Origin of the sequence: Paraburkholderia tropica (assembly GCF_014171495.1) — a bacterium.
GTDB classification, from domain to species: domain Bacteria; phylum Pseudomonadota; class Gammaproteobacteria; order Burkholderiales; family Burkholderiaceae; genus Paraburkholderia; species Paraburkholderia tropica.
On sequence record NZ_CP049135.1, the window covers coordinates 696648 to 714553 of the forward strand.

At 65.5% G+C, this 17906-nt stretch carries 14 protein-coding genes; 4 read left to right on the forward strand and 10 right to left on the reverse strand.

Going from position 1 to position 17906, the window contains the following annotated elements; translation table 11 throughout:
- Nucleotides 1-14 precede the first annotated feature (14 nt).
- A complete protein-coding gene (locus G5S35_RS17970) occupies nucleotides 15-761 on the reverse strand; it encodes a ribonuclease activity regulator RraA (RefSeq protein ID WP_074985875.1) in 747 nt (248 codons plus the stop codon).
- Between the two features lie 504 nt (nucleotides 762-1265).
- On the opposite strand from G5S35_RS17970, the gene G5S35_RS17975 reads away from it, so the two are divergent.
- Nucleotides 1266-2573, forward strand: coding sequence for an MFS transporter (locus G5S35_RS17975; protein WP_373681683.1), 1308 nt, complete (start codon nucleotides 1266-1268; stop codon nucleotides 2571-2573).
- 68 nt (nucleotides 2574-2641) lie between these two features.
- Nucleotides 2642-3466 (forward strand): NAD-dependent epimerase/dehydratase family protein, encoded by an 825-nt coding sequence (locus tag G5S35_RS17980; RefSeq protein WP_124261226.1) that lies wholly within the window; start codon nucleotides 2642-2644, stop codon nucleotides 3464-3466.
- 90 nt (nucleotides 3467-3556) lie between these two features.
- Here the strand turns inward: G5S35_RS17980 and G5S35_RS17985 are convergent, their stop codons facing one another.
- The 9 genes from G5S35_RS17985 to G5S35_RS18025 all read right to left on the reverse strand — a co-directional run bounded on the left by G5S35_RS17985 (nucleotide 3557) and on the right by G5S35_RS18025 (nucleotide 14766).
- The gene (locus G5S35_RS17985; RefSeq protein WP_183039341.1) at nucleotides 3557-4351 is read right to left on the reverse strand and encodes a sulfite exporter TauE/SafE family protein; all 795 of its coding nucleotides are present in this window, start codon (nucleotides 4349-4351) and stop codon (nucleotides 3557-3559) included.
- Between the two features lie 203 nt (nucleotides 4352-4554).
- The gene (locus G5S35_RS17990; protein ID WP_074985872.1) at nucleotides 4555-5754 is read right to left on the reverse strand and encodes a porin; all 1200 of its coding nucleotides are present in this window, start codon (nucleotides 5752-5754) and stop codon (nucleotides 4555-4557) included.
- A gap of 145 nt (nucleotides 5755-5899) precedes the next feature.
- Nucleotides 5900-7660 (reverse strand): L-arabinonate dehydratase, encoded by a 1761-nt coding sequence (gene araD, locus G5S35_RS17995; protein ID WP_183039342.1) that lies wholly within the window; start codon nucleotides 7658-7660, stop codon nucleotides 5900-5902.
- Between the two features lie 64 nt (nucleotides 7661-7724).
- Nucleotides 7725-8651, reverse strand: coding sequence for an ABC transporter permease (locus G5S35_RS18000; protein ID WP_110328578.1), 927 nt, complete (start codon nucleotides 8649-8651; stop codon nucleotides 7725-7727).
- Nucleotides 8651-9532 carry an ABC transporter permease gene (locus G5S35_RS18005; protein ID WP_065064957.1) on the reverse strand — a complete coding sequence of 294 codons (882 nt, stop codon included), beginning with the start codon at nucleotides 9530-9532 and terminating at the stop codon, nucleotides 8651-8653. The genes G5S35_RS18000 and G5S35_RS18005 overlap by 1 nt, the downstream gene beginning before the upstream one ends.
- Nucleotides 9529-10608 carry an ABC transporter ATP-binding protein gene (locus tag G5S35_RS18010; protein WP_065064956.1) on the reverse strand — a complete coding sequence of 360 codons (1080 nt, stop codon included), beginning with the start codon at nucleotides 10606-10608 and terminating at the stop codon, nucleotides 9529-9531. The genes G5S35_RS18005 and G5S35_RS18010 overlap by 4 nt, the downstream gene beginning before the upstream one ends.
- A gap of 67 nt (nucleotides 10609-10675) precedes the next feature.
- Nucleotides 10676-11776, reverse strand: a complete 1101-nt coding sequence (locus G5S35_RS18015) for an extracellular solute-binding protein (protein ID WP_234775070.1) — start codon at nucleotides 11774-11776, stop codon at nucleotides 10676-10678.
- A 388-nt stretch (nucleotides 11777-12164) separates the two neighbouring features.
- Complete coding sequence (locus G5S35_RS18020; protein ID WP_183039343.1) at nucleotides 12165-13745, reverse strand: aldehyde dehydrogenase (NADP(+)); 1581 nt, start codon at nucleotides 13743-13745, stop codon at nucleotides 12165-12167.
- Between the two features lie 73 nt (nucleotides 13746-13818).
- Nucleotides 13819-14766 (reverse strand): dihydrodipicolinate synthase family protein, encoded by a 948-nt coding sequence (locus G5S35_RS18025; protein WP_183039344.1) that lies wholly within the window; start codon nucleotides 14764-14766, stop codon nucleotides 13819-13821.
- Nucleotides 14767-15387: 621 nt separating this feature from the next.
- Here G5S35_RS18025 and G5S35_RS18030 point away from each other — a divergent pair.
- Entirely contained in the window at nucleotides 15388-16128 is a 741-nt protein-coding gene (locus tag G5S35_RS18030) for a gluconate 2-dehydrogenase subunit 3 family protein (RefSeq protein WP_065064952.1), read from the forward strand.
- Nucleotides 16128-17903, forward strand: coding sequence for a GMC family oxidoreductase (locus G5S35_RS18035; RefSeq protein WP_065064951.1), 1776 nt, complete (start codon nucleotides 16128-16130; stop codon nucleotides 17901-17903). The genes G5S35_RS18030 and G5S35_RS18035 overlap by 1 nt, the downstream gene beginning before the upstream one ends.
- Nucleotides 17904-17906 lie beyond the last annotated feature (3 nt).

The window sequence follows — 17906 nt, forward strand, 5'->3', positions numbered from 1 at the left end:
AAACTTCCGGCGCGTTACGACGCCGCTTCGGCGCGCGCCTGCTTCCATTGCGCGAAGGCGGCCAGTGTCGCCTCGTTCGGCGGATAGGTGCCGGGCAGCGCCGCGCCCGCCTCGATGCGCTCGGTGATGAAGCATTCGAGTTCTTCCTGCTCGAAGGCCGCCTGCGCGACTTCCTCGGCAAGATGGCGCGGAATCACGACCACGCCGTCGGCGTCGCCGACGATGATGTCGCCCGGATAGACGGCCACGCCGCCGCAGCCGATCGGCACGTTCAGATCGACCGTGTGGTGCTTGCACAGATTCAGCGGCGCCGACGCGCCCGCGCAGAACACCGGAATGCCGAGCGCCGCGATGGTCGCGCTGTCGCGCACCGGACCATCCGAGACCATCCCCGCCACGCCGCGCACCTTCATGCGCGTGGCGAGGATCGAGCCCATCGACGCCGCGTCGGTCACGCCGCGGCAATCCTGCACGAGCACGGCGCCCGCGGGCACGGTTTCCACGCCCTTGCGCTGCGGATGCTCGGGATTCTGGAACGCGCTCAACTGATCGAGATCCTCGCGCGCCGGGATGTTGCGCATCGTGAAGGCCGGACCGACGAGATTCGGCGCGCCCGCCGCCGGCGCGGCAAGCGGATGCACGCCTTGCAGGAACACGTTGCGCAGGCCGCGCTTGAAAAGCTGGGTGGTGAGCGTCGCGTTGGAGACGTGGCGCAGTTGTTCGAGCGCGCGTTCGCTGACGGGGATGGCGGGTGAATTCATCGTGTCTCGTCCGATTTTGTGATGTGTGATGCGCGAGGACCGCAGATCCGGCGCAATGTCCGCATTGTTGTAATACAACACGAAAATTGTCAACCAGCCCGTCGCGGCGTGCTTTCCCCGCAGTCATCCGACAACCCGCCGAATCCGTCCCACGCCGATTTGCGCGAAATATCCGGCGTGCATGCGCGATCGTCGATCGAGTGACATTGCGTTCCGGCCCCGCCGCGAGTCGCCCCGGCATTAGGGAAATCCCCATTCACTGAGGATTTGCTTTACAACTTTGCCGCAAATAGAATGATGTCTTACATGACCGGGCAGATCGAACCGATCGGCACCGCGTCACGGCCCAACAGCGATTCGAACAACACGGCTGAAAAAACGCGGCGTCCAGGCACACTGGCCAGCCGCAAGACACACCTGGCACACGCATACAACTTCCATCCGGGCGCATCGTCCGGCGCGGCCTCCCCCGCGCCCGCTCCCGACAACAGCAGGAGACGAGCAGTGCAACGCAAGACTATCAAGGGGCTTCGGTGGTGGATCATCGGCCTCATCATGATCGGCACGATCTTCAACTATCTCGCGCGCAGTTCGCTTTCCGTGGCGGCGCCCACGCTCACGCAGACGATGCACATGACCACGCAGCAGTATTCGTACGTGGTCACGGCGTTCCAGGCCTGCTATGCACTCGCGCAGCCGATCGCCGGCTTCGTGCTCGACTCGGTCGGCGTCAAGATCGGCTTCGCCATCTTCGCGTTCGGCTGGGCCATCTCCAACATGCTGCACGGCCTCGCCACCAGCTGGCCCTCGCTCGCGTTCTTCCGCGGCCTGCTCGGCATGAGCGAAGCCGCGATCTTCCCGGCGGGCATGAAGGCGATCAGCCAGTGGTTCCCGGCGAAAGAGCGTTCGGTCGCCACCGGCTGGCTCAACACCGGCACGTCGATCGGCGCGATGATCGCTCCGCCGCTCGTGGTCTGGTGCATTCTCAAGTACAACTGGCAATTCGCGTTCGTCCTGACCGGCGGCGTGGCGCTGATCTGGGTCGGCCTGTGGCTCGTGTTCTTCAAGACACCCGCCGAGCACCCGAAGCTCTCGCAGGAAGAAGCCGACTACATCCGCGCCGGTCAAACGCCCGCGCAGAAGGCATCGGGCAAGCAACGCGCCTCGTTCAAGGAAGTGCTCAAGACGCGCCGCTTCTGGGGCATCGGCATTCCGCGCATGCTCGCCGAGCCGGCATGGCAGACCTTCGGCGCGTGGATTCCGCTGTACATGGTCACCGTGCGCCACATGAACCTGAAGGAAATCGCGCTGTTCGCGTGGATGCCGTTCCTCGCCGCCGACCTCGGCTGCCTGATCGGCGGCTACCTCGCGCCGCTGTTCATCCGCTGGTTCGGCTGCTCGCTGATCACCTCGCGCAAGCTCGTCATCACGACCGGCGCGGTGCTGATGATCGGACCGGCCTGCGTGGGTCTCGTCGCGAGCCCGTATGCCGCGATCGCCCTCTTCTGCGTCGGCACCTTCGCGCACCAGACGATTTCGGGCGCCCTGTTCACGCTCGCCTCGGACGTCTTCGGCCAGCATGAAGTGGCCACGGCGACGGGTCTCTCGGGCATGTTCGGCTATCTCGGCGCGACGGTGTTCTCGCTCATCGTCGGCGCACTGGCCAGCACGATCGGCTATAACCCCTTGTTCGTCTGCCTGATGTTGTTCGACCTGATCGGCGCCTGCGTGGCCTGGCGTCTGATCTCGAACCAGCAGCGCGACGACGCGGTCAGCGCCGCGCTCCAGCCCGCGCACAACGTGAAGGCCTGATCGGCTCATCATCGGCCGGCGTCCGCGAGGGCGCCGGCTTTTGGCGTTTTTATGTGAGGTAATCCACTGTGAAGAAAGTTGCATTGTCCGGCGCCGCCGGCCAGCTCGGCACCGTATTGCGCAAGGGCCTGCTCGAGCGCGGCGTGAACCTGCGATCCGCCGCCGGCACGAAGCCGCTCGAACCGCTCGTCGCGGGCGAAGACGTCATGCACGGCGACCTGCGCGATCCCGCAGTGGTCGACCGCCTGCTCGACGGCGTCGACGTGCTGATCCACATGGCCGGCACGAGCGTCGAGCGTCCGCTGCACGAGATCATCGAGAACAATCTGCGCGGGCTCGTGGAAGTCTACGAAGGCGCGCGCCGCCACGGCGTCAAACGCATTCTGTTCGCGAGCTCGAATCACGCGATCGGCATGTATTCCGTCGACGACAAACTCGACCTCGATTGCGCGTTTCGTCCGGACGGTTTCTACGGTCTCTCGAAGGCGTGGGGCGAATCGCTCGCGCGTCTCTACTGGGACAAGCACGGCATCGAGACCGTGAACGTGCGCATCGGCAGTTGCCTGCCGAAGCCGACCGAGTTCCGCCATCTGAGCACGTGGTTCGGCCACGAAGATCTGTTCCATCTCGTCGATCGCGTGATCAACGTGGAATCGATCGGCTTCGCCGTGGTGTGGGGCGTGTCGAACAACACGCGCAGCTACTGGGTGCAGGAAGGCGAACACGACGACGCGAAGCGCCTCGGTTACACGCCGACGCAGAATTCGGAAGACTACGCCGCGGAAATTCTCGCGCAGCAGAATCCGCTCGACGCGACCGCGCAGCGTTATCAGGGCGGCAGTTTCGCGAGCTTCGATTTCACGCCGATCGAACAGCGCGGCAAGCGCGGCTGATCCCCACAAGCCGTTCGCCGGAAAACAAAAAAGCGCCTGCACAGGCGCTTTTTTTCATGGCGAGGCACGCGCATCGCGCGCGTCACGCACTCACAGCACGCCCGATTTCACGATCATCTGCACCGCCGCCGCCACCACGCACACCAGCACCACGACGCGAAACGCGAGCGGATGCAGCTTGTCGCGCAGCGGCCGGATCAGCAGCATGCCGACGATCGCGGGCAGGCTCGCCAGCGTCGAGATCGCGAGATCCGCACTGTTGGCGTGCGCGCCGCCGCTGAACGTCGTGATGAGCGTGAGCACCGAAACCACGAGGATGATCGCGATCTGCTTGGTGAACGCGCGGCCCGTCGCGCCCGTGGCGATCAGGTACATCGCGAGCAGCGGCCCGGGCACCGAGGCGATGCTTTCCATCAGCGCCGCGCCAAAGCCGAGCGCGAAGCCCACGGGCCGCACGAGCCCGGGCGAGAGCGTGAGTTTGGGCGACGCGAGCAGCAAACCGGCCGCCAGCGCCAGCGCGACGCCCGACGCCGCCTGCGCGTGATGCGGGTCGAGCCGGATCAGCACCGAGACGCCCACCACGTTGCCGATCACCGTGCCGATCAGCGGCGCGGCGATGTGCTTGATCGTCTTCCACAGCTCGCCGCCTTCGAGCGCCTGCGGAATATTGCCGAGAATGATCGGCATCGACAGCAGCAGCACGGCCTGTTTGACGGGCAGAAATTGCGTGAGGATCGGCATGGCGACAAGCGGCACGCCGATGCCGCTCACGCCCTTCACCATGCCGCCGAGCACCAGCGCGACGGCGAGTCCGGCGAGTTGCCACGTATCGAGCGCCTGCATGTGAGGCAGCAGGACGCCTCCGGAAAGAAAGGATTCGAGCATCGTCGACGTTGGGTGCGTGAATGAGCGGCGGCGCGGGTGCTTTCGCGATGCCGGGGGCTGCATGATAGCGCAGGCGCTCGAACGTCACAGGCGCTGCCCCGCTTCCCGCGTATTCACGCTCGGCGTCACACTCAACTGCACACGCGAAAAAAAACGGCGGTGCCGCCAGGCACCGCCGCAAGAGACTCCCTCGGAGCGTGAAATCAGAAACGATGGATGATGCCGATCGCGCCCGCGAACTGGCTGCGCGACGAAGCCGGCGCGCTGTTCTGACCGTCGCCGATATCGGCCGTCGCGTTGATGATGTCGCCCGCGCCGTTCGTGCCGAGCGTCTGGCCGCCCGCGCGCTGATACGCCTCGACGAAGTACAGGCCCGTGCGCTTCGACAGGCTGTAGTACTGCGAGAGGTTGAACTGCTGGTACGACGCCGCGCTGGTGATGCCGTTCGCCTTGGTCGCGCGCGTGTAGCTGTAGCCCGCCGCCAGATCGAGCACCGTGAACGGCTTGTAGTGCAGCACCACGCCGCCCGTGTTCCAGATCTGCGTGTCGAAGAACTTCGAACCCGCGCCCGCGATGTACTGCACATTCGAATAGGATGCCGAAATATCCCATTGCGAATTGAAGGCATAGCCGCCCGTCACGGCGAGACGCTGCTGCGCCTGCGCGGTCTGGAAGCCGTTGGTGATGCCCGAGACGCCCGGCTCGCCGCCGCTGTACGCAGTCGAGCTGGAGCTCCACGTGCCGCCGCCGCTCGTCGCATTGTTCAGACGCTCGAAGCCCACGGCAATGCCGACCGGACCGTGAATATAGTTCGCCGCGACGCTCCACGACGAGCCGGCGTTCGTGCTGCCCGCCACGCCGCCGAAGGCGTACATGCCGCTGAACGTGAAGCCCGAGAAGTTCGGCGACGTGTAGACCAGCGCATTGTTGATGCGGTAGATCGTATCCATCGAGTCGAGGTCGCCCGGGTGTGCGCCGTACGCGCCCGTGAGCCAGTTGGTCGGGCTGTAGGCCGAGAGCAGCGTGTAGTACGGCGCGTACTGGCGACCTGCGGTCAGCGTACCGTATTGCTGGTTCGCGAGACCGACGAAGGCCGCGCGGCTGAACATCAGGCCCGAGGTCGATTCAGCGCCGGTGGCCGAGTTGTAGCCTTCTTCGAGCTGGAAGATCGCGCGCGTGCCGCCGCCCAGATCTTCGCTGCCCTTGAAGCCGAAACGCGAACCCGCCCAGATGCCTTGCGCCATCTTGACGAGCGAATGGCCGCCCGAAGTCTTGCCGAGCGACGTGGCGCTGCTTTGATAACCGATGCCGGTATCGACGATACCGTAGAGCGTGACGCTGCTCTGGGCGTGCGCGCCCAGTGCGGCGAGTCCAAGCGTGGAAGCGAGAATGGTCTTCTTCATCTGTACTCCTGATCTAATCGTTGTGATGTATTGCTTTTTTAACTACGTGTGAATCGTCTTGCCTGTGCTCCTTCAGCATCGCGGCGCGCGAGGCGGCCAAGCCCCGCCGCGCGCGCCGCGATAAACCGCGCCGAATCCGTGCCGCTTAGTGAATCTCGGGTTCGCCGCGGTTCTTGACGCCGCCGCCGCACGAACCGCCGGCGCCGTCACGCTGCATGAAGTCGAATTCGCAGCCGTTGTTGGCCTGCATGACGTGCATCTGATACATCGCACCATAGCCGCGCGTGAAGCGCGGTTCCGGCGCGACCCACTCGGCCTTGCGGCGCGCCATTTCCTCGTCGGAAATCAGCACGTTCAGGCGGCGTTCCGGCACGTTCATTTCGATCAGGTCGCCGTCCTTGACCAGCGCGAGCGGACCGCCGATGAACGACTCCGGCGCGACGTGCAGCACGCACGCGCCATAGCTCGTGCCGCTCATGCGCGCGTCGGAGATGCGCAGCATGTCGCGCACGCCCTTCTGCAGAATCTTTTGCGGAATCGGCAACTGGCCCCACTCCGGCATGCCCGGCGCGCCCACCGGACCGGCGTGCTGCAGCACGATCACGCTGTTCTCGTCGCAGTCGAGGTCTTCGCTGTCGATGCGCGCGGCCATGTCGTTGTAGTCCTTGAACACGACGGCCTTGCCCGTATGCACGTGCAGACGCTTTTCAGCCGCGCCCGGCTTGATCACCGCGCCGTCCGGCGCGAGATTGCCGCGCAGCACGGCGAGGCCCGTGTCCGGCATCAGCGGCTTCGCGCGGCGATAGATCACTTCGTCGCTATAGATCTCGGCGTCGGCGATGTTCTCGCCGAGCGTCTTGCCGTTCACGGTCATCTGCGTGCCGTCGATCAGATCGCCGAGCTCCTTGAGCATCGCGCGCAGACCGCCCGCGTAATAGAAGTCTTCCATCAGGTACTTGCCGGTCGGGCGCACGTTCGCGAGCACCGGCGTGCGGCGCGCGATGTCGTCGTAGTGGCCGAGCGTCAGGTCGACGCCCGCGCGGCGCGCGACGGCGATCATGTGCACGATCGCATTGGTCGAACCCGACAGCGCGAGACACGTGGTCACCGCGTTGTCGACCGACTTGCGCGTGATGATGTCCGACGGCTTCAGGTCTTCCCACACCATCTCGACGATACGCATGCCCGTCTTCGCCGACATCTGCGCGTGACGCGAATCCGGCGCCGGAATCGAGGCGAAGCCCGGCAGCGTGAAGCCGAGCGCTTCCGCCGCGCTCGTCATCGTCGAGGCGGTGCCCATCGTCATGCAGTGGCCCGGCGAGCGCGCGATGCCGCCCTCCACGCCCTGCCAGTCCGCTTCGGTGATCTTGCCCGCGCGCAGGTCGGCCCAGTACTTCCAGGTGTCCGAACCCGAACCGAGCGTCACGCCGTTCCAGTTGCCGTTGAGCATCGGGCCCGCGGGCAGGAAGATCGTCGGCAGATCCATCGAGATCGCGCCGAGCAGGAGCGCGGGCGTGGTCTTGTCGCAGCCGCCCATCAGCACCACGCCGTCGGCGGGATACGAGCGCAGGGTTTCCTCGGTTTCCATCGCGAGGAAGTTGCGATAGAGCATCGTGGTGGGCTTCTGGAACGGCTCGGAGAGCGTCTGCACCGGCAGCTCGATCGGGAAACCGCCGGCCTGCCAGATGCCGCGCTTGACCTCTTCCACGCGCTGCTTGAAGTGCGTATGGCAAGGGTTGATTTCGCTCCACGTATTGAGGATGGCGATCACCGGTTTGCCCGCATACTCCTCGCGGCTGTAGCCCATCTGCGCCGAGCGCGAACGATGGCCGAACGACCGCAGGTCGTTCACGCCATACCAGCGGTGGCTGCGCAGTTCTTCGGGGGTCTTTCGCTTGTTGCTCATCTTGCCTTGCTCCAGTGTTTCCGCGGATGTGTCAATAAAGCCGCCGGCGCGGGCCGACATCGCGCTAACGCGATTCCTTCACGCGCGACACGAGTTGTGTCGGGCTGACGAACTGCAGCGCGACCAGCACCCAGGCGAGCGTGATGGCCATGTAGATCATCGCCATGGCGTCGATGGACTGCGGCGCGCGCACGCCCGTCGAGAACACTGCGTAATACAGCGCGACGACGAGCGTTTGCGTGTCGGGTCCGGCGGTAAAAAAAGTCAGTTCGAACATGCCGATCGTGCGCACCAGCACGAGCAGCCCCGCCGCCAGCATCCCCGGCACGAGGAGCGGCAGCAATACATAACGGAAATAACGCAGCGTGTTCGCGCCGAAAATGCGCGCCGCCGATTCCAGATTCGGATCGATCTGCTCGATGAACGGCGTCATCACGAGAATCACGAAAGGCAGCGCGGGCACGAGGTTCGCGAGGATCACGCCGGGCAGCGTGCCCGCGAGACCGAATTGATACATCGCGGTGGCCATCGGAATGCCGTAGGTCACGGGCGGCACCATCAGCGGCAGCAGGAACACGAGCATGGCGATGCGCTTGCCCGGAAACTGCGCGCGCGCGAGCGCATACGCGGCCGGCACGCCGAGCGCGATCGACAGCACGACCACCGCGCCCACCACTTCGAACGTGACCCACAGCACGCTGCCCAGCTGGAAGTCGCGCCACGCCTGCGCATACCAGTGCAGCGTGAAGCCTTGCGGCAGCGGCGTGCCGAACCAGCGCGTGGCGATGGAGTTCACGCCCACCGTCGCGATCAGCAGCAGCACGTTGAGCAGGAAGAACACCACGCCGCCCCACACGAGCACTTTCCAGACGATCTCGGGCACGTTCGCGCCGGGCTTCGTCTGCGGCGCGTTGGCGGCGGGCGCGGGACGTTCGTCGCGCATCGGCGCGCCCGCGGGCAGACCGGCGGCGTTACGTTGATGTGCGCTCATCAGCCTTTCCCTCCGCTCACCGGACCCGAGTAGAAGAAGCGTTTCGCGCTGAGCATCGCCGCAACCACCACGAGCTGCACGAAGCCCATCACGATGGCGATGGTCGAGGCGAGCGAGTAATCGTAGCTCTCGAACGCCGCTTCCGACGCCGCGATGGAAATCACCCGCGTGGGACCGGCGGGCGCGCCGAGCAGCACGGCCGACGGAAACACCGAGTACGCCTGCACGAACGACAGGCACGCGGCCATCGTGAGACCGGGCGCGAGCAGCGGCAGATAGATCTGCCGGAACTGCTGCCACGGACCCGCGCCGAGCGTGGCCGCCGCGCGCGCGAGCGTCGGGTCGATGCCCGTGACGTACGAGAGCGTGAGCAGGAACGCGAACGGAAAGCCCGAGACGATCAGCGAGATCAGCACGCCCCAGTAGTTGTGCGTGAGGCGGATCTCTTCGTTCGTGTACAGATGCAGCGCGTGCAGCGCCTGCGGGAACCAGCCGTTCGGCCCGAAGTAGCTCAACATGCCGTCGGCGATCAGCACGGTGCCCAGCGTGACGGGAATCACCAGCAGCGTCGTCACGAGCTTCTGATACGGCGACTTGCGGCGCAGCGCGAACGCCACCGGCAGCGACAGCCCGACGTTGATGACAGTCGCGGGCACCGCGAGCTTGAGCGTGACGAACACCGTCGGCCACAGCGACAGATCGTGAATGAACTGCAGATAGTTCGCGAACACGCCGCCGCCGTTCATCGGCTTGAACGACAGCACGAGACCGTAGGCGAACGGATAGAGAAACAGCGCGATGATGAAACCGAGCGCGGGCGCGACGAGCCAGCCGCGCGCGTCGCGCGGCGCTTTGGTGAGCGACGGGGCCAGCGCGCTCATGATGCACGCTCCGCATAAGCGAGCACGCGCGACGGCGCGACGCGCAGCGTGGCGCGCTCGCCCGCTTCGAATTCGCCTTCCACGCGCGCCCACAGCTTGCCGAACGGCGCGTTCGCGAGCAGCAGCGAATCGCGGCCGCCGTATTCGACCATTTCGACTTCGACATCGAACGCGTTGGCATCGCCCGCGCTGGCGCGCTCGAAATCTTCGGGGCGCATTGCCACCGAAATCTCGCCGCCCTTCAGTTCGTCCATCGGCACGCCCGTCAGCGTGATGCCCGACGACGACAGCGCGATATGCTCGCCACGCTCGCCGCTCACGGCGAACGGCAGCACATTGCGATAGCCCATGAAACGCGCGACGTGCAGATTCGCGGGACGGCTATAGATCTGCTTCGGCGTGGCGACCTGCTGCACGACGCCCTCTTTCATCACGACGATGCGGTCGGCCATCGAGAGCGCCTCGTCCTGATCGTGCGTGACGTAAATCGTCGCGCGTTCGAGCTGGCCGTGAATGCGGCGGATTTCGGCGCGCATTTCGATACGCAGACGCGTGTCGAGATTCGACAGCGGCTCGTCCATCAGCACGAGCGGCGGCTCGATCACGATCGCGCGCGCGATCGCGACGCGCTGCTGCTGGCCGCCCGAGAGCTGACCCGGCAGCTTGCTTTCGTGCCCGACCAGTTGCACGAGTTGCAGCGCTTCGCGCGCGCGTCGTTTGACCTCGTCGCGCGCGATGCCCTGCATCTTGAGGCCGAAGCCCACGTTGTCGAGCACCGACATATGCGGGAACAGCGCGTAATTCTGGAACACCATGCCGAAGCCGCGCTTTTCCGGCGGCAGCACGTCGATGCGTTGTTCGTCGAGCCAGATGCTGCCGCTCGTGAGCGGCTGCAGGCCCGCAATGCAGTTGAGCGCCGTCGATTTGCCGCAGCCCGACGGCCCGAGCAGCGCGATGAATTCGCCGCGGCGAATCTCCAGATCGAGACCGCGCAGCGCCGCCAGTTGCGCGCCCTCCGCGCTCGTGAAGCTGCGGCACACCGCGTCCAGACGCAGACGATCGAAAGAATGCTTCATGACACCTTCCTGACCACGAGATCCCTTTCTCCGGCGCCAGACTGCGAGCAGCCCGGCGCCGCGCCCTTTACTGCGACTTCTGCGAGCCGACTTCGCGGTCCCATTTCTGGAACGCCGCGACCATCGCCTGCGCCGAGAGCGGCTGGACGTGCGGATACTGCGTCAGCCACTTCGCGTATTCGGGACGGCCGTATTTCGCGATCACGTCCTGGCTCGGTTTCGGCGCCATCGAGAGCGTCACGCCGTTCACCGCCGGGCCCGGATAGAAGTAGCCGTCGTCATACGTCATGGCCTGTTGCTGCGGCTCCAGCATGAAGTTCATCAGCTTGAGCAGGACCGCGAGCTTCTCCTTCGACACGCCCTTCGGCACCACCATGTAGTGGGCGTCGTTCACCCACGTCATGTTGTCGAACGCCTGCACCTTGAATTCAGCGGGCACGATGCCGAGCGCGCGCGGGTTGATATCCCAGCCCGTGACGGTCACGGTCATGTCGCGCGTGCCTTCGCCGAGTTCCTTCATCACCGCCGAGGTGCCGCCCGGGTAATACGGCACGCACGAATTCAGCTCCTTGAGGAAGGCCCAGGTCTTGTCCCAGCCGTTGATCGGGTCTTGCGGATTCTTGTCGCCGAGCAGGTACGGCAGCCCCATCAGGAACGTGCGGCCCGGACCCGAATTGGCCGGACGCGCGTAAATAAGCTTGCCTGGATTGGCCTTGCAGTACGCGAGCAGTTCGGCCGGCGTGTGCGGCGGCTTCGCGACCTTGGCCGGGTTGTATTCGACGAGCGGACCGGCCGGCATGTACGACACTTCGAGGCCGTAACCCTGCGCGAGATCCTGCATCTTGCGCGGACCCGGCGCGTACTTGTCGAGCACGCCCGGCAGCGCCGCCGTCTGATCGGGCAGCAGCTTCATCCACAGATTCTGTTCGATGCCCGCCGCCAGCGCGTCCGTGCCCGTGAGCACGAGATCGATATCGGCGCGGCCGGCCGCCTGCATCGCCTTGATCTTGCCAGGCAACTGCGGCGCGGGAGCATTGGTGTACGTGATGTTGGAGACGAGATTCGGGTACTTCGCCTTGAACGCCTCGAAGGCTTTCTGCGTGAGCTGCAGGTTGCCGGCCACGTCGACTATGTTCAGGGAAACGGGATCCGCCTTCGCCGCGCTCATGCCGAGCGCCGCCGCGGCCGCCACACATACGGCCAGCACGCTGGCCTTCAAGCGTCCATCGAACATCGCATCTCCTCACATCTGATTATGGGTTTTGAATACACGGCTGTTGTCGTTCTGATGCCTGTATTTCCGGCTGGACGCCTGTTTGGCGCCAGCCTGTTGCCAACTTATTGCCAACTTATTGCCAACTTATTGCCAGCTTGCTGCCACCTTCGCGCCAACTTTCGCCGCGGTCAAAGGATGCCGAACCACACATCAAGTTGTCAAGCAACGTCAGGGCTTTTGTGAGCATGCTGTGAGTCGATCGTCGGGCCGCCCCGTGAGAAGGCGCTTGCAGCAGGCTCGGGAGCCGCGGCAAGCGCCTTCGCCCGACGTCGTGCGGTACTTACTTGCGCACCAGTTCGCCGTCGCGCAGACGCCACAGCGCCAGCGGATTCTCGTCCTGGAGCGCGGCCGGCAGCAGTTCCGCCGGCAGATCCTGATAGCAGACCGGACGCAGGAAGCGTTCGATCGCCATCGCGCCCACCGAGGTCGTGCGCGCGTCCGAGGTGGCCGGGAACGGGCCGCCGTGGACCATCGCGTACGACACCTCGACGCCCGTCGGGAAGCCGTTCGCCAAGATGCGGCCCGCCTTGCGTTCGAGCACCGGCAGCAGACGCGCGGCCATCGCGTAGTCGTCGCGGTCGATCTGCAGCGTGGCCGTGAGCTGGCCTTCGAGATGCTCGGTCACGCGCAGCAGTTCCGCTTCGTCGCGGCACGCCACGACGATCGAGGTCGGCCCGAAAATCTCGTCCGACAACGCGTGCTGCGCGAGGAACTGCTCGGCGCTCGCCTTGAACAGCAGCGGCAGCGCGGCGCACTGCGCATCGTTGGCCGTGCCTTCGGCGAGTTGCTCGACGCCCTGCGTCTTGCGCTGCGCCACGGCTTCGTCATACGCCGACGCGATGCCCGCCGTCAGCATGGTCTGCGCGGGCTTGTGCGTGAGCGCCGCGCTCGCGGCCGTCACGAAACGGTCGAGTTCCGGCGAATCGATCGCGAGCACGAGGCCCGGATTCGTGCAGAACTGGCCGACGCCCATCGTGAGCGAATCGACGAAACCCTGCGCGAGCGCCTCGCCGCGTGCCGCCAGCGCGGCCGGCAGCACGAGCATCGGATTGATGCTGCTCATTTCCGCGTAGACGGGGATCGGTTCCGCGCGCTGCGCCGCGATCTGCGCGAGCGCGAGACCGCCGCGGCGCGAACCCGTGAAGCCCACCGCCTTGATGGCCGGATGCGCGACCAGCGCTTCGCCCGTTTCGTTGCCGCCGCCGAAGATCAGCGAGAACACGCCTTCGGGCAGGCCGACGTCGGCGACCGCCTGCTGGATCGCGCGACCGACGAGTTCCGAGGTGCCCGGATGCGCGAGGTGCGCCTTCACGACCACCGGGCAGCCGGCGGCCAGCGCCGACGCCGTGTCGCCGCCCGCCACCGAAAACGCCAGCGGGAAGTTGCTCGCGCCGAACACGGCCACCGGGCCGAGACCGATGCGTTGCGCGCGCAGGTCCGAGCGCGGCAGCGGCTTGCGCTCCGGCAGCGCCGAATCGAGCACCGCGCCGCACCAGCGGCCGTCGCGCACCAGCGAGGCGAACAAGCGCAACTGGCCGACCGTGCGGCCGCGCTCGCCTTCCAGGCGCGCCTTGGGCAGCGCCGATTCCAGATGCGCGCGTTCGATCAGTTCGTCGCCGATGACGAGAATGCGCTCGGCGATCGCTTCCAGCAGTTTGGCGCGCGTTTCGTGCGGCGCGGCGCGGAAGGCGTCGAACGCCTGCGCCGCGAGTTCGCAGGCGCGCGCGACGTCGGCCTTGTTGCCGAGACCGAAGGCCGGCTCGATGTCCTGGCCGAGCGCGGGCGCGAAGGCACGCATTTCGCCGGCCTGACCGCGCACCGACTGCGCGCCGATCAGCATGGCTCCCGTGATAGACGACATGGTCGCTCCGTTCAGTTCATTCAGTGACACAGGCGCCTGCACGAGCCTCCGCGCAAGCGCCTGCACGCGCCGCTCAGGCGTGCGCCGCCTGCGCCGAACCGGCCAGCGTGCGCTCGAACGCGAGCAGCGTCTTCGCCGCTTCGCCGATGGCGGGCAGCGCTTCGGCCGGCGACTGCGAAAGCAGCGGCAGGATCGGGCCCATGTCGGCGATGCCCGACAGTGTGACGGCGTCGTGCAGCACGCGGATCAGCGAGATGTCGTCGCGCAGCGTTTCGAGCGGCATGAACGCGTCGTAAAGGCGTTGCGCTTCGTCGGCGCGGCCTTCCTTCGCGGCCTTGAGCAGCGCCATCACGGCGTTCGCGGCGATACAGCCCGAGCCCGTGGTCCAGGCGGCAAGGCCGAAATCGCGCACGTGCACGAGGGCCGGACGCTCGCCCATGCCCGAGACGACCTTCGAAGCCGGCACGCTTTGCAGCAGGCGGCGCAGATACGGATCGTTGGCCGGATCCTGACGCACGATGGCGTACTTCACGGCGATGAGCGTGCCGCGGTCGATCAGGCGCACGAGCGTGTCCACATCGACATAATCCTCGCTCTTGATATAGAGCGTCAGCGGAATGCCCGCGGCGTCGGCGACGCGCGTGAGGCCCGCTTCGACGCCGGCCGGCGTGGTGAAGCCCGACAGCGGCAGCACCATGGCGGTCTTGTACTGCGTCTGCGCGAGGATGCGCGCCTGATCGAGCATCTTGCCGAAGTCCGGGCCGATGGCCGGGATCACGCGCGTCTCGGGCGCGGTCTGTTCGGCGAGCATGTCAAGCAACTCGCGGAATTCGCTCACGGCGACGTGGTACAGGTTGGCATTGCCGCCGTACAGCAGCGTGCGGATGCCGCCCGCTTCCATATGGCGGATGAGCTTGCCGTTTGCTTCAACGTCGAGGGAAAAATCGGCGCGGCGTGCCAGAGGGGGCACCGCCATCACGGTCGAAGCGAATTCGCTTTCGACGATCGGGGACACGTTCATGAGGCCTCGTGCAGAAATGGTGGGTTGTCGATATCCGCACAGTAGCACTCGCCCCGACTAGTTGTCAAACAACTTGATGGACTTGTTAGGGTTTGTTCGGAGACGGTCGGCCACACCAGCGTGGGCGCGGCTGGGCAGGGATTTGCGGCGGTTGTTCGCACTGCTGTTTCGGGGATTGATCGGACGATCAGGCACGCGCCTTTACATGTTGTACACAATCCCGCGCGATCCCGTGCGTTAGCGAATCCGTCCGCGAGTGACAACCCAACGCCCGGCACATTCCCCAAAAAGCAACAGCCTTCGCGGCCGTGCGCCCGTCTTGAAACGTCACCGATTGCGCGCGGACGCCGCCCGTCCGAAATCGGCGCAGCGAACTCAAGCCCTTGAATCCGCACGACTTTCGCGAACCATCCGGGACGCCATGCCGCGCCGCCTTGCGACACCCCGCCACTTGACCTGCCGCGACCGATACAGCCAGCGCAACGGATTATTGTAAAATGCCCCGCCAATCATGGAACCGGTTCCAATTACCATTGGTTACCGCGGTGGCCGGGCAGAAACCGGCTTCCCCAGATGCTCACGGTCAGATCAGATCGCGCCGAATTCATACAGAATCGAACAATGTCCGAATCCCCTCTCACGTCTCGCCGTGGATTCCTACGCACGGCGGTAGTGCTCGTTCCCGCAGGGGCGCTCGCCGGCTGCGAAGGCGGCGCGCAGTCGTCCGCCGGCAACGCGCAACAATCAGGCGGCAGCCAGCCGGGACAAACCCAGGCCCAGGCCGCCCCTTACAAGCCCCGCTACTTCGACGCCCGTGAATGGGCCTTCGTGCAAGCGGCGGTCGACCGCCTGATTCCCGCCGACGCCGAAGGTCCGGGCGCGCTCGACGCGGGCGTGCCCGAATTCATCGACCGTCAGATGGACACGCCTTACGCGCACGGCGCGCTCTGGTACATGCAGGGGCCGTTCCAGCAAGGCGCGCCCGAACTCGGCTATCAGATGAAGCTGGTGCCGCGCGACATTTACCGCCTCGGCATCGCGGCGGTGAACGCGTACGCGAACAAGGCATACGGCAAGGATTTCGACGCACTCGACGCGAACACGCGCGACGCGCTGCTCGCGAATCTCGAAGCGGGCAAGGTCGAACTCGATTCGGTGCCCGCGAAGGTGTTCTTCGGCCAGTTGCTGCAGAACACGCGCGAAGGCTACTTCTGCGATCCGATCCACGGCGGCAACAAGGACATGGCCGCGTGGAAGATGATCGGCTTTCCCGGCGCGCGCGCCGACTTCATGGATTTCGTGAACCAGAACGGTCAGCCTTACCCGTACGGTCCGGTATCGATCAACGGGGAGCGCACGTAATGGCGATCAAGAAACCTCATGTGGACGCGGTCGTGGTCGGCTTCGGCTGGACCGGCGCGATCCTCTCGAAAGAGCTCACGGAAGCGGGCCTGAACGTGGTCGCGCTCGAACGCGGCGAGTATCGCGACACCTATCCGGATGGCGCGTACCCGAACACCATCGACGAGCTCACGTACAACATCCGCAAGAAGCTCTTTCTCGACCTTTCGAAGACCACCGTTTCGATCCGCCATAACGCGGCCGAAACGGCGCTGCCCTACCGCCAGCTCGCCGCGTTTCTGCCCGGCGAGGGCGTGGGCGGCGCGGGCCTGCACTGGTCGGGCGTGCACTTTCGCATCACGCCGGAAGAGCTGCGCCTGAAGAGCCATTACGAAGAACGCTACGGCAAGAAGTTCATCCCGGAAGGCATGACGATCCAGGATTACGGCGTGAGCTACGACGAGCTGGAGCCGCATTTCGACTTCGCCGAAAAAGTGTTCGGCACCTCGGGCCAGGCCTACAAGGTCGGCGACAAGGTGGTCGGCGACGGCAATGTGTTCGAAGCGCGCCGCAGCGACAATTTTCCGTTGCCCGCGCAACTGAATACGTACTCGGCGCAACGCTTCTCGGACGCCGCGAAGTCGGTCGGCCTGCATCCGTACCGGCTGCCCTCGGCCAACACCTCGGGTCCGTACACGAACCCGTACGGCGTGCAGATGGGCCCGTGCAACTTCTGCGGCTACTGCAGCGGCTACGCGTGCTACATGTACTCGAAGGCGTCGCCGAACCTGAACATCCTGCCCGCGCTCAAGCTCGAAAAGCACTTCGAACTGCGCTCGAAGTGCCATGTGTTGCGCGTCGAACTCGACGACACGAAAAAGCGCGCGACCGGCGTGACCTACGTCGATCCGTCGGGCCAGGAAGTGTTCCAGCCCGCCGATCTCGTGATCGTCTCGGCGTTCCAGTATCACAACGTCCATCTGATGCTGCTCTCGGGCATCGGCAAGCCGTATGACCCGGTGTCGGGCACGGGCGTCGTGGGCCGCAATTTCGCCTACCAGAATCTCTCGACCATCACGGCGTTCTTCGACAAGGACACGTGGACCAATCCGTTCATCGGCGCGGGCGGCAACGGCGTGGCCGTGGACGACTTCAACGCCGACAACTTCGACCACGGTCCGCTCGGTTTCGTCGGCGGCTCGCCGCTGTGGGTGAACCAGGCGGGCGTGAAGCCGATCAGCGGCATCGCCACGCCCGCGGGCACGCCGAACTGGGGCTCGCAGTGGAAGAAGGCCGTGAAGGATCACTACGCGCACACCATTTCGATGGACGCGCACGGCTCGAACATGTCGTATCGCGATGTGTTCCTCGACCTCGATCCGACCTATCGCGACTCGTACGGCCAGCCCTTGCTGCGCATGACCTTCGACTGGAAGGACAACGACGTCAAGATGGCGCAGTACGTGACCGGCCAGATGAAGAAGATCGCCGAGGCGATGGGCCCGAAGGCCATCAACGTCTACACGCGCGAGTTCGGCGCGCATTTCGATTCGCGCCGCTATCAGACCACCCACCTCGTGGGCGGCGCGATCATGGGCACCGACCCGAACACCAGCGCGCTGAACCGCTATCTGCAGAGCTGGGACGTCCATAACGTTTTCGTGATTGGCGCGTCCGCGTTCCCGCAAGGCATCGGCTACAACCCCACGGGGATGGTCGCCGCCCTGGCGTACTGGTCCGCGAAGGCCATTCGCAGCCAGTACCTCAAGAACCCCGGCCCTCTGGTGAGCGTGTGACGA